The sequence below is a fragment of the Gilliamella sp. X-57 genome (genome assembly GCF_057063565.1).
The window spans coordinates 75268-90518 of the sequence record NZ_JBXSQI010000011.1; the positions used below are offsets into that span (position 1 = coordinate 75268).

The following is a 15251-nucleotide window of genomic DNA, read 5'->3' on the forward strand; positions in this document are numbered from 1 at the left end:
CCTATCCAAAAACAAGGCTATTTGGTGTTTTTTATCTTTTTTATATGCTTTAGTTTATTAAAATCAATGAGTAACTTTTCTCTAGCACTGATTTTTTGGGATGTAACCAACTGTTCATCAGGATTAGCAAACGCCGCTTTATCATAGGTTTGAGTAATATAATGTAGTAAAGTATTTGCCCAATTTGCTAACAAATGGAATCGACCTTCGGGATTATCTTTTTGGTCTATTAGTTGTTTTACAAATTGGTAAAATGCTGGTTCGGTCTCTTTCCAATAAGCGATGTCTAACAAACTAGATTGTTTATTTATCGCTGTCATAGCTTTACGCAGTATTGGCAAGGTCTCTTTACTTAATTCTAATGCCAGTGCAATAAGCTCTTCTAGGTCGCTGTCAGGATCAGCTAAAGCGGGATATACAGGAAAAGTGTGTTCATACCAGCAACGTGCTTTCATATTGTCAAAATCATAACCAAAGCACCATAAGCGATAGTGTTCGTTATCTTTTAGCCTACGCGCTTCATGGATAAAGACCACTTTTGCCGCTTCAACATTATCATGTTTTGTTAGCATACCTAGCCAATCGCGATAAATTAAACCACCGGGTTGACCTTTAATCGCTAATGGTGCGCCTGATTTACTATCAATTCGATATGGCGTTAAAGGATGTCGCCAATGTTGATATTGAACACCATAATTTTTAGTGTGATATTGCGTAATTAATTGTGACGAAGTTGCACCACACAGATCACATTTCCCTTGCTTAGTCTGTTCAAAATCAAGTTCTATTCGTCGTGGCATTCCCCAAAAAGCTTGGCAATAACTGGCTTGTTCAGGAAATAGACTCAAATTCTTTGGTGGTTCACTGGTTTTAGTCGTATTGAGCCATGGAAAGACAGATTCATCAAATTGGCGTGGTTTATCATCATCTAATGGTATTACGTTTAACCATAATTTCTTCCATAATGGTGTTGGTTTATTTAGTTCTGGCATAATCAACGTCGTTATCGGCCCACCACCACGCAAACTAACTCGATGTCCTTGTCCACCAGATGGTGCATTAGTTTGTAAAGTAAATAGTGCTATTGCTGCACAGTGTGGGCAAATTTCCTTGACAAAATCACGTTTGATAAAGTGGTCGGTGTTCTTCTTTAATGCGTTTTCACCCGGTGCTTCAACTAATAAACCTGATATTGGTAAAGCATTGCCGTCTAATTTCGTGAAATCTTGCATAAAGGCGGGTTTATTTGCACCAAATTGCATAGCCGATTTAACTTGATCAAATGCTTTATCTAAATCAGATTGCGAAATACCATCATCCCAGTAGTCAAACCACTCCTCATTATCTTCTGGAGAAAAGGTGGTTTGCAACAAACCGATAAGAAACTGATAGGCAGCACCTTGAAAATCAGCTCTAAAATAGGCTAAATCAGAAATAGTTTCATCAGCGATTTGACTAGGTTTAATCTTACTAACATGACCATCAAAATGGATAACCGGAATCCATTTTTCATCTAACAGCGAGAAAGAAGACAAACTATACTCCTTATTTAGAATTTTAATGTAAGCGGAAAGTTAGTTGTTCCGCTTATCGGCATTAACTTAAATTATTTAAGTGTTCTGGGGGCTTGTTTATTGATCTCAATACTTAAACAATAAGATCGCGTTTCTTGATCATCTATTTTCTGTTTGATTTCAACAGCCCAAACTTTTTTACAAAAATTGGCTACTTTTTTGCATTGCTCTTTGTATTTGTAAATGAATAAAATATTTTATAAAATCCAAAGTTAATTATTATAAATACTAATTTAAATTAGCCATTAAAAATATAAACAATATATGTGTATATCAAGAATTACTAATTTTAACCATCTTTAAATTAGCATAAAAAAAAATCAGCATCAATAAAAAAGTCTGTAGACAATATAAAAATTTAGCGATATGTTAAACTGGTATTGTTTAATATGATCGTTCCTTATTTTATAGGGTTAGACCGTCTGTCGACAAAATGTAGTGTAGTTCCCCACATCTAGTGGGGTTTTTCTTCTAAGTATACTACTTAAACAAAAATTTTTATTTTTGACTACTATTTATTGTCAAAAATGAGATCTGCATTTACTCTTTTTCAAGATATAAAAATAATTTCGCTAAATAGACTGTATTTAAAACTTGATAGTTAAAGCTCTTCGAGGCACATTATGCGAAGCATCATATTAACAAAAGCCTATATCATAACCAGCCATAAATGGGCGACATAGTACTGGTTAGCCATTATAATAACGAAATAAATATTAACCCTAACAAATCATTACCAATATAATGCAACCTAGAGAGATTTATGAATCAACAAAATAACAATAATTACCTTGATGCAGTTCAAACTGATGTAAAGCCCCCTTTTATAATTGCTATAATGCGTAAATTAGTCCCTTTTTCAATGATTTGGATAAGCTTAGTGTTAATGTATGGTGTCGTTTGTATGTACACAAATGCCGTTGGGCAAGATGAGTTTTACCGTTTTATCTTCTTTTTGCGTAGTCCTTTTGTTGTGGTGCTTAATTGTATTGCGTTATTGGTTAGCGTTTTCCATTCAATAAGTTGGTTCAACTCAGTGCCTAAAACGATATTTTCATACCATACTGATAAAAAAACAAAATTTTATTTATTCATTGTAGGGTTATGGCTGGTAACAGTTTTTGTTTCGGCATGTTTATTATTATTTATATTAAAATAAGTGGTCTTTAATCAATGAAAAACCAACAAATGCAAGCTAAAAGGTCTCATGGAAAAATCGCAAAGGGGTTATTTGCTTTAGGTGGCACATGGGCGGCTGTTTTTTCACCCATTGTACTGGCGATTATCACATTTATCATTCCTTTTGGTGACGCAGCAACACGTTCTCATATTCTAAAAATAGCCAATACTGAAATGGGTAAATTGTTTTTATTTTTGATCATTTCATTACCTATCTGGTGTGGATTACAACAAATTTTAACGCTTTTGCACGAGCGTAAAATCTATCCAAAACGCGAAAAATTACTGACTTTTGGCTTAGCGTTAGCATGGACAATACATGCTATTTATATATTGTTTATTCGGGTATAGCTGGCATTTTTGGTTATAGGAATATAAAAAGCGTCATAAAACAAAATAACGCTTTTTATATTTTCAAAAACTAATAATATGTGAGTTCGCGGATAGTATTCGTTTGTTTATTCTCTTGATTATTTTTAACTTTACTTGCCGTAAGCCAATCATTTTTTTCATTAAACGTTAAAAATTTAGTTAAATAATGTGAAACTTCTTTTCCTGATGATAAGTAAGAAGATTCAATGGTAGTTAATCGATGATGATCGTTATCATATTGATACGAAAAATCACTTTCGTTTGTCATATTGTTGCTAAATTGGTACGACACTTTAGCAAGCTGTTGCTCTTGATATCCAAACGTATAGACTGAAGCCCCTTTTTGCTCTGCTCCGGTATATTTACCATTTTCATCAATTTCTTTAAGCTGCCATTGTACATTTTTATTGATAAGACAGTGATTACTATCGTATACGTAATTATCGGTTTCGAAAAAAACAAAATCGATAGCTTTTTTAGTCTGCTGTGATACGACAATTTTACCTTGTTCATCAGTATTAAATTGGATGATGCTATTGGTTTTATCTTCTACATCCTCAATAATATTTTCCCAACCAGATTTATTTTTTTGTAAGTGTTCGGAATAAATTCGAAAATTTTTATCTGAATAAAGATCATAATGGCTTTGTGTGATAAGCCCATTGGGATCATATTCTAGCGTGTGCTTAGCTAGCGAACTATTCGCATCAGTACCCAATTTGGTGGTTGAAGTCCGAATCTCTTGCTTTATACCTTTTACAGGTGAATCAATATAATCGAGGATTTGAAAAATATAGTTATTTGCCTCAACGATATTTTGGTTTGGATTATCACTACAGGTTATCGCCATCGCATTTATTGAAATGAGGGATAAACAGGGTGTTAATAAAAAAGGAAGTATTCGTTTTTGCATAATGAAACCTGTTAACTAGATTGATATATGATTTATTAACAATGGTCTATAGTATAGACCATTGTTATCTATTGCTTTATACATTTATTTTTTGCGCATTAACAGTGCTTCTTCCCAATTGACCTTTTTGTCTTGCTGTTGCACTTGCTGAGTATCATCTTTATGAGCAAATTTTTCTGTTTTTTCAACTTTATCTGCGTGTATCAATGTTTTATTTATTTTACGAGGTGGTTTATCTAAAAATGAGAGTAATGTTTTGGTATACTCAGTTTCGGGGGAATAAAAGATCTTTTCCCGTGAGCCTTGCTCAATAATGTTCCCCTCTTTCATAACAACCACTTGATGACACAGAGAATAAACCAAAGCTAAATCATGGCTAATAAACAAATAACTAAGCTGATACTTTTCTTGTAATGACTTAAGTAAATCAATAATTTGTTTTTGAATAGTATGATCTAATGACGAAGTTGGTTCATCTAAAATCAATAATTCTGGCTTCAAAATTAAGGCACGGGCAATGGCTATTCGCTGACGTTGCCCCCCTGAAAACTCGGTTGGATAGCGATAACGCATATCAGGATCAAGACCAACTTCTTGCATAATGTCAACTACCGCTTGCTCACGCTCTAATTGGCTCAGTTTTTTGTGAGTGATTAAGCCTTCACTAATAATCTGTTCAACATTAAAACGCGGATTAAGAGATGAAAATGGATCTTGAAACACCACTTGGATACGGCTTCGAAATGGTAACAGCTTTTTGCTGGTTAGATTTTGTATCGGATGGCTGTCAAATACAATGTTACCTTGCGATTTTATCAACCGTAAAATAGCTAAAGCAGTAGTGCTTTTGCCCGACCCTGACTCACCAACAATCCCAACTGTTTCGCCTTGATGCACGGCAAAGCCAGTATTGTTGACGATCTTTTTCTTTTGACTGCAAAATAAACGTTTTTTAGCAATAACTTCAACATTAAGGTGGTTAACATTAAGCAGGATTCCTGGTGTATCAGGTAATGCCACCGGCTCACCATTTGGCTGAGAATTTAATAGTGTTTGCGTATATTCATGTTCTGGACGTAAAAAGATACGCTGCTTATTATTGTATTCAACAATTTTGCCTTGTTGCATCACCGCTACTTTATCAGCGATTTTTTTAACAATGTTAAGATTATGCGAAATAAATAGCATACTCATATTCAGTTCTTTTTTTAACTCTTTTAATAACTGAATAATTTGTGCCTGTACTGACACATCTAAAGCAGTGGTGGGTTCGTCTGCTATCAATAATTTGGGATGGGTTAAAATTGCCATAGCAATCATAACTCGCTGCCTTTCTCCGCCTGATAACTGATGAGGATAAGCCGATAATTTACTTTTTGAATCTTTAATCCCCACACGATCAAGATATTGCAAAATCTCGCAACGCGCATCGTGTCGATGCATGCCTCGATGTAATGCTAGTACTTCATAAAGCTGTTTTTCAACCGTATGTAGAGGGTTCAATGACACCATTGGTTCTTGGAAAATCATACTAATTTGATTGCCACGTACCTGACGAAGTTCTTTATTTGGTGCTGATAATAAAGAGTTTTCTTCAAATAAAATATCGCCAGTTGGATAAACTACTTGCTCTTTATGTAGCAAACGCAGGATAGACAAAGCGGTAACACTTTTACCTGAACCTGACTCACCAACGAGTGCCAATGTTTCTTGCTCATCAATATCAAAGCTGATATTACTCACGACTTGTGATATCGTTTGTGTACCACATTTAAAAGCGATACTTAAATCCTGAACGGATAATAAAGGAGAACTCATCGATACGCTCCTTTGTTTGGATCGAATGCATCCCTTACTGCCTCACCAATAAAAATAAGTAATGAAAGCAAAGTTGCAATAATTAAAAACGAACTAAGACCAAGCCAAGGGGCTTGCAAATTGTTTTTACCTTGTAGCAACAGGCGCCCTAAAGATGGTGAATCAATCGGCAAACCAAAGCCTAAAAAATCTAGCGACGTTAAGGTGGTAATTGATCCACATAGAATAAAAGGTAAAAAGGTTAATGTTGCCACCATTGCATTAGGTAAGATGTGGCGAAACATAATTTTACTGTCGCTCACCCCCATTGCTCTAGCCGCACGGATATAATCAAAATTGCGAGTACGCAAAAATTCGGTACGTACAATTCCAGCTAACCCCATCCAACCAAATAAAACAGTAATGCCCAGCAACCACCAAAAATCAAGTGGTAAAATGCTGGCTAATAAAATAATTACAAATAAACCCGGCAAACCACACCAGATTTCAATAAATCGCTGTCCTAACAGGTCTACTGTTCCGCCATAATAACCTTGGATTGCCCCGATGATGATACCAATAAAAGAAGTAAACAATGTCAAAAAAATAGCAAAAAACATTGAAATACGAAAACCATATAAGATATTGGCCAGTACATCAAAACCCGCATCAGTTGTACCTAACCAATGCGATGCTGAAGGAGGCGTTGGGAAAGTATTTTGCGTATCATAGATTAATGTACTATAACTATAGCGAAACGGTGGCCATAAAATCCAGCCATTCGCTTCTATTTGATTTTGCACAGCAGGATCAAGATAATTAGTTTGTGTTTCTAATTGCCCACCAAACTCCGTTTCTGGATAAAAATGAAAAATTGGTGAATAGTAATTATCCTGATATTTAATAAAAATGGGTCTATCGTTAACAATAAAATCAGCAAATAGACTCATCACAAAAAAGATCGAAAATAACCAAAGTGAATAATAGCCACGGCGATTATGTTTAAATCGTTGCCAGCGTTGTTGATTAAAAGAATAATGAGTGGTCATCAGTTTCGAGCCTCAAAGTCAATGCGTGGGTCTATCATCATGTAAGATAAATCAGACAGTAGTTTTGTGATGAGTCCAACTAACGTAAAAATATAAAGCGACCCAAAAATTACAGGGTAATCACGTTGAATAATTGCTTCATAGCCTAATAAACCAAGCCCATTAAGCGAAAAGATGATTTCAATTAGTAACGAACCGGTAAATAAAATACCGACAAAAGCAGCGGGAAAACCCGATACAATCAGTAACGTGGCATTACGAAAAACGTGTTTATACACGATCTTTCTTTCACTTAATCCTTTTGCTCGTGCGGTTATGACATACTGTTTGCGAATTTCATCTAAAAATGAGTTCTTGGTCAACATAGTAAGTGAAGCAAAACCACCAATAACCATTGCAATAGTAGGCAAACAGATGTGCCATGCATAGTCTTTCACTTTTCCCCAAAAATCGAGTTGTTCAAAATGATTCGAAATAAGTCCACGGAGTGGAAAAATATCCCAATAACTACCACCGGCAAACAATACAATTAACAACACCGCTAATAAAAAAGGCGGTATGGCATAACCAATAATAATTAGGGTACTTGACCAAAAATCAAATGCCGAACCATCTTTTACTGCTTTGCGAATACCTAATGGGATTGAAATCAGATAAACAATTAACGTACTCCATAATCCCAATGAAATTGAAACAGGTAAACTTTTGGCAATCAAGCCTAATACCGATTCACTTTTAAAAAAACTGTTACCAAAATCAAATAATATGTATTTGTTTAGCGTTTCGATATAACGTTCAAATATTGGTTTATCAAAACCGTATTGTTTTTCAATCATCGCAATAACTTGTGGATCAAGCCCTCGCGCTCCACGATAGTTTGACTCATTTTTATACTGCTGTACTGATGTAGATGAACCACTGCTTCCCGGCAATAACTCTTGCCCTGCTTGCGGTCCATTTTCAATCATAGCAAGCGCCTGATCGACCGGTCCACCTGGTGCAACTTGCACAATAAAAAAGTTGATTGTTAAAATTACAAATAATGTTGGAATAATCAGTAACAATCGACGAATAAAGTAATTTAGCATATTAATGTTCCCGATTTTTAGGCAGGCTAGCTGCTTTGTCTGCATCATACCACCAGCTATCAACCCCGATTGCGTAAGTCGGTTGTATAGCTGGTTGCCCAAATTTGTTCCAGTATGCATAATACGTTTTACTGTTATACCACATTGGAATCATTGGATATTCTTGCGTTAAAATACGATCAAGTGCTCGCCCAAGTGGCACTAGCTCTTCTTGATTATCCACATTCTTGGTAATTTCAGCAATTATGCCATCAATAGCCTTGTTATGTAATCCTGAAGCATTCCATGATGAGTTAAGATACTCACTTCCCCACAGTACCAGCAAATTTGAACTTGGGTAATTTACGGCATAATAATCACGTGCCACCATATCATAATCACGTTCACGAACGCGGCGTAATTGTTGTGCCGAATCTAGCAAGGTAATTTTCATGGTGATCCCCAAACGTGCCAAATTTTGTTGAAAGGGAATGGCATATTTAATATCACTACCAAGATAACTGATTAGTTCAAATTCAAATGGTTGCTGTGTTTTAGTGTTAATGAGTTTGCCGTCTTTGAGCGCCCATCCGGCTTGTTTTAATAATTCTGTCGCCTTTAATAAATTATCACGATTAAAACCCTGACCATCACTTTTTGGTACATAATAGGCATTGCCAAAAGCACGCTCAGGAATAATCTCTTTGTAAGCATTAAGCCACTTTAGCTCTTGCTCACTAGGCATACCTGTTGCTGCATATATCGTATTTTCAAAAAAGCTATAAGGTCTTTTGTAACTGTCATAATAAAAGGCATGATTTAACCATTCAAAATCAAATGCCAAGGTAATGGCTTCACGCACTTTGACATCTTTAAACAGATCGTTTTGTAAATTAAAGGCTAACCACTTAGTATCAGTTGCCGTTTGAACAGGTCTTTCTTGTTTAATAATATGGTTAGAATCAAAATATTTGCCTTGATATTGAGTAAACCAGTTTTTAGGTTGATCTTCTGCGCGCAGATCATATTCACCTGCTTTAAAGGCTTCTAGCGATACGTTATCATCCATATAGTAATCAATACGTTTTTCGTCAAAATTATCTAAACCTTTATTTATAGGCAAATCGCGCGCCCAATAATTCGCATTACGTCGATAAACTACATATTGTCCTAATTTATATTCACTAATATAGTAAGGACCACTACCAACCGGTGGCGAGCTTAATGGTTCAGAAAGATCATGATTTTGCCAAAAATGTTTAGGAATAACCCGCATACTACCAACAAATGAAAGGAGTTTTTCACGATCAGAATCAGGTATATCAACACGCACACGGTAATCATCTATTGCCTTAACCGTAATCCCTTTATTATAAACACGATATTGAGGCACCCCTTCGGTCATAAATTTATCAAAGGTAAACTCAACATCTTTAGCTGTAATTGGCTTATCATCTTGAAAACGCGCATTAGGGTTAATTGAAACTTCTGCCCAGCGGTAACTATCAGAATAAGTTATTGATGTCGCTATAAGTGGGTAAAAACTGGTAATATCATCAGCAGTATTAGTAAAAAGGGTGTCATATAGCGATGCCGAGTTTCGCTCAGGAGCGCCACGGCTAGCAAAACGATTCAAATTATCAAAAGAACCAACTTCAGCCAGTTTGATTATGCCACCTTTCGGAGCATTGGGATTAGCGTAATCAAGATGCTGAAAATGATCCGGATACTTGGGTTGACCTGAAAGTGAAAAGATAGTTTTGTGATAAATTTTCTCACGTTTTTCACTAGGAGTAACGATATCAATTTGTTTATCATCAGTCAATTGAGCTGGAATATTGGTATCAGCTTCAATCTCACTTTGAGGTAAAATTTGTTGTTCTTCATCGGCAAAAGCAGGTGCACAACAAATGACTATGCCACTTAGGCAACTCAAGATGAATAATGTTTTTATGGGTTGTTTCATTCGACTAATCATCCTAATTCCGTTCCTGCTTTTATTTAACAATAGCATGTTTATATTTCTTTTTATTTATTATTAACAAATCCAAATCATTTAAGACAATCATAATCGCCCTGTCAGGGCGTCTATTTTGCCAAACTTCAACTAAATGAGCAAAACCTAATTAATAAAGTTTATATAAAATGATAATATTAGCTAAAAACATACCTTTATTTTTACATTAGAAATGCCTATATTAAATTAATTGTAAACAATAGGTCTCTTTACGTTTTTCAATATAAATAATTCATATTCTTTTAAATAAATATGCGTTGTATAAAGCATATTTTCCCAAAAGTCATAAAAGGATAAAATTTAATGATCGAATCGTTCTATCAATACTGGGGAAAATGTCGTCAAGGCTCTGATAATAATAACTACCATTTACTCCCATATCATAATTTAGACGTAGCCGCTTGTGGATACCAAATAGTTAAACACAACTATTTCAATTCAGCTGAACTATTTATGCAAATCGGCTTTACTCCACAAGACAATGAAAAGGCAGCCCTCTGGTTTGCCTATTTTTTGACTTGGCATGATATAGGAAAATTCGCCAATGGGTTCCAACAGTTGTTTAAGCACAACAATCCTCAACTCGTTGCTGCTGATCCCGCAAAAAGATATATGTCCAGACATGATTCTCTTGGATTTTGGTTATGGGATACTTTTCTTATGGATAAAACCGAAATTCAGTTATCTAACTATAATAGGAAGATAAACCGTTTTTTGGATATATGGTTACTCATCATGACAGGGCATCATGGCAAGCCACCAGAATTGGGAGTAAATGGAAATTTGTCATTTAATCAACAAGATAAACAAGCAGCATTAGATTATATAAAAGCAATTAATGAGTTTTTTATTAGCGAACATAAATTAGCAGACTATTGCTCTTTCTTTTTTGATAAAGAATTGCAAAAAAAACTTAATCAAATAAGTTGGTTAATTGCTGGTTTAACCGTTATTAGTGATTGGTTAGGATCTAACGAATCATTTTTTCCCTTTTGTTCCCAAGTAATACCGCTTGCTGAATATTGGCATAAGCATGCTATTATTCAAGCAGAAAAAGCGATATCCACTTTACCCAAAATATCGCCCATCGCCCCTTTTATTGATATCAACAATCTATTTCCATTTATTGAAAAGCCCACACCACTGCAACAGCAAGCATTATCATGCCAATTGTCTGATTCTGGTCCGGAATTATTTATTATGGAAGATGTTACAGGAGCAGGGAAAACCGAAGCATCAATGGTTTTAGCACATAGACTAATGACAGCTAAAAAAGCTCAAGGTATTTATATTGGCTTACCAACCCAAGCAACCGCAAATGCCATTTATCAGCGTACAACGGGAATTTATGGTCAGTTATATCAAGACGATAGTCGCCCTTCGCTAGTATTAGCGCATGGTACTAGCTATATGAACCCTCATTTTAATCAATCAATTATCAGCAGCGAGGATAACAGCGAACAACTATATCCTAAAGGTGAACAGACCATTAGCGCAGAGTGTCAGGAATGGTTTGTTGATACTCGAAAAAAAGCATTATTAGCTGAAGTTGGTGTCGGGACCTTGGATCAAGCATTAATGGCGGTTATGCCATTTAAACATCAATCATTACGATTATTAGGTCTAAGGCATAAGTTACTCATATTAGATGAAGTTCATGCTTATGATAGTTACATGGTTAAATTATTAGAATCGTTATTGCATTATCACGCCTTACAAGGTGGTAGTGCCATTATTCTTACCGCTACCTTACCCTATTTTTTACGTGAAAAGTTACTCAATGCATTTTATACAGGCTTAACAAATCACCCTCGAAATCTACTTTTAAACCATAACTTACCTTTCCCTCTCATAACACAACTAAATCATAATGGTTTAATAGAACAAGCAATAGATACTCGGGATGAAGTCAAACGTCAAGTAAACATTGAATGGATAGATGATATTGATGCAGGTATAAACAAAATCCGCCACACGATAGCACAAGGTAAAATTATCTGCTGGATCAAAAACAGTATTGACGATGCAATTAGTTTGTATCAACAATTGCAATTAAAGTTAGAGATAGATAGCAATAATATATTACTTTTTCATAGTCGTTTTGCTTTTTGTGATCGCCTTGAAATTGAACAAAAAACACTAAAATGGGCAGGTAAAACATCTAACCGTAATACTCGCCACGCAAAGGTGATTATTGCAACTCAAGTTATTGAACAATCGTTAGATCTTGATTTTGACGAGATGATTAGTGATATTGCCCCAATTGATTTATTGATACAACGTGCCGGCCGTTTAAGACGCCATGTACGAGATCAACAAGGTAATGTTAAACCTTTTGATGAAAAAACTCAGCCTTATGATGATCGTGGACAACCCATTTTAACTGTACTTGCGCCACATTGGCAGGACGATCCCCAAAAAGATTGGCTTGATAATCCAACCTTTCGCAATACCAGTTATGTCTACCCTAACCATGCTTATTTATGGTTTACCCAAAAAATATTACTGACTCAACGCGTTATCAAAATGCCTGAAGATGCCCGATTGTTAATTGAGTCAGTTTATGCACAAGACATTGAACCACCAACAGGATTACAAGAAGCCTTTTATTCTGCACAAGGAAAATCACTTGGCCAAGCTTCGATCGCAAATCAAAGTTTATTAAAGCTTAATGATGGGTATAATCGAATCTCTTGCAACGGATGGGAAAAGAGTGTCGAACTATCTACCCGACTATCAGAAGATAACGTCGATCTGTATTTAGCTTATAAGCTAGAAGATAAAATAATACCTTATTGCACCAATAGTGAATATGCGTGGGAGCAAAGTCGTGTTCCGCTAAGCATTTCAAAATGGGAAAAAATAAAAAAGGCTATCCCACAACTTGATCAACAAAGCTTAGAAAAGATTAGACTGCAAATACATAGACCTCAAGCCATTATTATCTTAATTGAACAAGGTAAAGACTCAACTTTTTACTCAAAAGAGATAGGATTTTATGCAAGTTAATTACGTATATATTTACTAATAATATGATTAAAAATCAAACTAAAAATTTGGTGGAATTTTACTTTTTTATTTTAATTATATAACCATTAGCGATAATTAGTCAGCTCCCTATATGTGTGGGAATAAACTGAGTTAGAAAACGGTATTTCCGTCGAAATGTCGCTGTTCCTTGAACACTAAAGATAATTAATTTTTGTAAAAAAGTTTCAGGTAACTATACGTTTCAGTATAAATATCTTAAAAATAGATAAGAAACAAAAAAATTGATTATCATTATTCAATTGAAAAGAAAGTTGGATGCACTTACCGCCTATACAAGGAATATTAAGTATTGTTAACTAAACTCAAAATATTACTTATTGCCGTTTTTGCTTGATGACTGTTTTTCCAACAAGTTGAACCTGTTAATAACGCACCTTTATTAAGGATTTCATCTAAACTAACATTACGCAATTTATCGAAAGAATCAAAGCTCATCTCTTCAAGTCTTTCAATAATTTTGGCACCCACGAATTTAAGCTCCATCAACTGCTGTCGTTCTATTTCTGAAAAGGCCATATTATTCTCCTTACATTTTATTGAATATAATTTTAAACTGATGCATTTAGTTTTTTCCACTTTCTGATTTTTGCTCTAAACGATTTAAAAGGCGCCACAGAATTAATATGGATAAATCGAGCAACAGTCCAAGATTCAGGATAAGGTTTAGTCCAATTACGGCTATCTTTTATAAATAAAGTGTCTTCATTCAAAGATTGAATCCAATCATTCCAAATAGTGATTTGCTGATTAAATGCTTGAATTAATGCCTGTAATGAGAGGTATTGATATGTTTTATAAAATTGCTGATACAAATTACCCAATTGATTCCATTTGTATCCAGAGGCCGGTAATTCAGGTGTTTGACCAGCAAGCTCATCATCATCCCAAGATTTCACCAAATTAAGCCAACCGAGTTGATAAGCAATCATTTGTGCAGGAGTACGATCAACGCCCTCTACCAAAGAGTCTTTTTGTGATTCAGATAAAACTATAAACTCATCAATAAATAACTTAGCTGTCTTGTTTATTTCATCTAATAACTGCTGTTTATTTGCATAAGCCATTTTACCTCCTTCTTAATTTTATTAACGTATTATCCTTTATCAAAAAATAACAAAGATACTGTAAACTAAGCCTCAAAAAAAGCAAACAAACATCATGATTTTATTAAAGCTTTTAAGTGGTTATTTTAGATGTTTTATCTTGGCTTTCTGTTCTATTTTTTGAGACAACTATTTTTTAATAGTTGAATACAAATTAAAGGGACATTACTTGATTGATTATACTATCCATAACTACCATATAACTAAAAAATTATGGTTATAAATGTACCTTACTGATACTTAATGGGCAATAAAATAGACTTTAAGGCTTGTTATTACTGGGTTTGGTGTACTTTGTAGGGTTTAAAAGAATGTTACGCCAAGGGAAACAAAATCATACAGATAAACACACTGAAAATACTGAAAGATTAACTTTTAAAAATCGAATCGTATACCTAAAACAAAAAGTGCCCCTCAATATTAGGTATTTTAATCTTGCTAAATTGAAAGGTTAAAAAAATTGGTTTTAGAATTTTGACGGTGTTAAAATTTATCTAGGTGAGCGGTATCCGTTAATTATGTTTTAGATTTTTTATACCTCCCCCCCATAAAAATAAAATTTTATAAAAAAGTGTTCACGGTGTTCACTACTTGCTTGAAGCCTGATTCTAAAAGGGTTTGATCGGTGAACACTTAATGATTTTGTAAATACCCCAAACCTAGTACACAACTCACGTAGAAAATCATGCTGCTTGTTTTAGTGTTTTATACTCAATCGGTGTCATGTTATTTAACGCCTCATGCGGTCTTTCAGTATTATAAATCGTTAACCATTCTTCGGTTATTCTCCTTGCTTGTGCTAAGTTGTTAAAAAGATATAAATCGAGTACTTCAGTACGATAGGTACGATTAAATCGTTCAATATAACCATTTTGATAAGGACTACCGGGCTGGATATAATCAATGTTTATACCATGTAACTTTGCCCAGTTTATAAAGGTTTTTCCTGTAAATTCTGGTCCATTATCGACCCGTATTTTTAATGGATACCCATGATATTCAGCCAGTTTATCTAAGTAACGGGTAACTCTCCCTGCCGGTAAGCTTACCGCAATATCAATGCCTAGCGCCTCACGATTAAAGTCATCGATGACATTGAATGTCCTAAAGCGACGTTGATTACCACTAC

The 15251-nt window shown here is 34.8% G+C and carries 11 protein-coding genes and 1 pseudogene; 3 read left to right on the plus strand and 9 right to left on the minus strand.

Annotated elements, in window-relative coordinates; genetic code table 11:
• Positions 1–17: 17 nt before the first annotated feature.
• A complete protein-coding gene (gene casA, locus ACYIAL_RS06560; RefSeq protein ID WP_483747895.1) occupies positions 18–1535 on the minus strand; it encodes a type I-E CRISPR-associated protein Cse1/CasA in 1518 nt (505 codons plus the stop codon).
• An 802-nt stretch (positions 1536–2337) separates the two neighbouring features.
• On the opposite strand from casA, the gene ACYIAL_RS06565 reads away from it, so the two are divergent.
• Together ACYIAL_RS06565 and frdD are read left to right on the plus strand one after the other, a co-directional pair.
• Positions 2338–2733, plus strand: a complete 396-nt coding sequence (locus ACYIAL_RS06565; protein WP_483751266.1) for a succinate dehydrogenase/fumarate reductase transmembrane subunit — start codon at positions 2338–2340, stop codon at positions 2731–2733.
• Positions 2734–2747: 14 nt separating this feature from the next.
• A complete protein-coding gene (frdD, locus tag ACYIAL_RS06570) occupies positions 2748–3104 on the plus strand; it encodes a fumarate reductase subunit FrdD (protein WP_483751267.1) in 357 nt (118 codons plus the stop codon).
• 70 nt (positions 3105–3174) lie between these two features.
• On the opposite strand, the gene ACYIAL_RS06575 is transcribed toward frdD, so the two are convergent.
• The 5 genes and pseudogenes from ACYIAL_RS06575 to ACYIAL_RS06595 all read right to left on the minus strand — a co-directional run bounded on the left by ACYIAL_RS06575 (position 3175) and on the right by ACYIAL_RS06595 (position 9917).
• Entirely contained in the window at positions 3175–4038 is an 864-nt protein-coding gene (locus ACYIAL_RS06575) for a hypothetical protein (protein WP_174796710.1), read from the minus strand.
• 234 nt (positions 4039–4272) lie between these two features.
• Positions 4273–5856 (minus strand): annotated as a pseudogene (yejF, locus tag ACYIAL_RS06580) (microcin C ABC transporter ATP-binding protein YejF); the annotation flags it as partial.
• Positions 5853–6884 carry an ABC transporter permease gene (locus ACYIAL_RS06585; protein WP_174796712.1) on the minus strand — a complete coding sequence of 344 codons (1032 nt, stop codon included), beginning with the start codon at positions 6882–6884 and terminating at the stop codon, positions 5853–5855. The gene ACYIAL_RS06585 and the pseudogene yejF, both read right to left, overlap by 4 nt.
• Complete coding sequence (locus ACYIAL_RS06590; RefSeq protein WP_483751274.1) at positions 6884–7972, minus strand: microcin C ABC transporter permease YejB; 1089 nt, start codon at positions 7970–7972, stop codon at positions 6884–6886. The genes ACYIAL_RS06585 and ACYIAL_RS06590 overlap by 1 nt, the downstream gene beginning before the upstream one ends.
• 1 nt (position 7973) lies before the next feature.
• Positions 7974–9917 carry an extracellular solute-binding protein gene (locus ACYIAL_RS06595; RefSeq protein ID WP_483751268.1) on the minus strand — a complete coding sequence of 648 codons (1944 nt, stop codon included), beginning with the start codon at positions 9915–9917 and terminating at the stop codon, positions 7974–7976.
• Between the two features lie 354 nt (positions 9918–10271).
• On the opposite strand from ACYIAL_RS06595, the gene cas3 reads away from it, so the two are divergent.
• A complete protein-coding gene (cas3, locus tag ACYIAL_RS06600) occupies positions 10272–12977 on the plus strand; it encodes a CRISPR-associated helicase Cas3' (RefSeq protein ID WP_483751269.1) in 2706 nt (901 codons plus the stop codon).
• A 324-nt stretch (positions 12978–13301) separates the two neighbouring features.
• On the opposite strand, the gene ACYIAL_RS06605 is transcribed toward cas3, so the two are convergent.
• From ACYIAL_RS06605 to ACYIAL_RS06615, 3 genes are all read right to left on the minus strand, one after another.
• On the minus strand, positions 13302–13535 hold the full coding sequence (locus ACYIAL_RS06605) for a helix-hairpin-helix domain-containing protein (RefSeq protein ID WP_483751270.1): 234 nt from the start codon (positions 13533–13535) through the stop codon (positions 13302–13304).
• Between the two features lie 32 nt (positions 13536–13567).
• Entirely contained in the window at positions 13568–14083 is a 516-nt protein-coding gene (locus ACYIAL_RS06610) for a ClbS/DfsB family four-helix bundle protein (protein WP_483747902.1), read from the minus strand.
• A 722-nt stretch (positions 14084–14805) separates the two neighbouring features.
• Positions 14806–15251, minus strand: a 446-nt coding sequence (locus ACYIAL_RS06615) for an integrase core domain-containing protein (RefSeq protein WP_483751271.1), incomplete at its 5' end; no start/stop codon positions are given.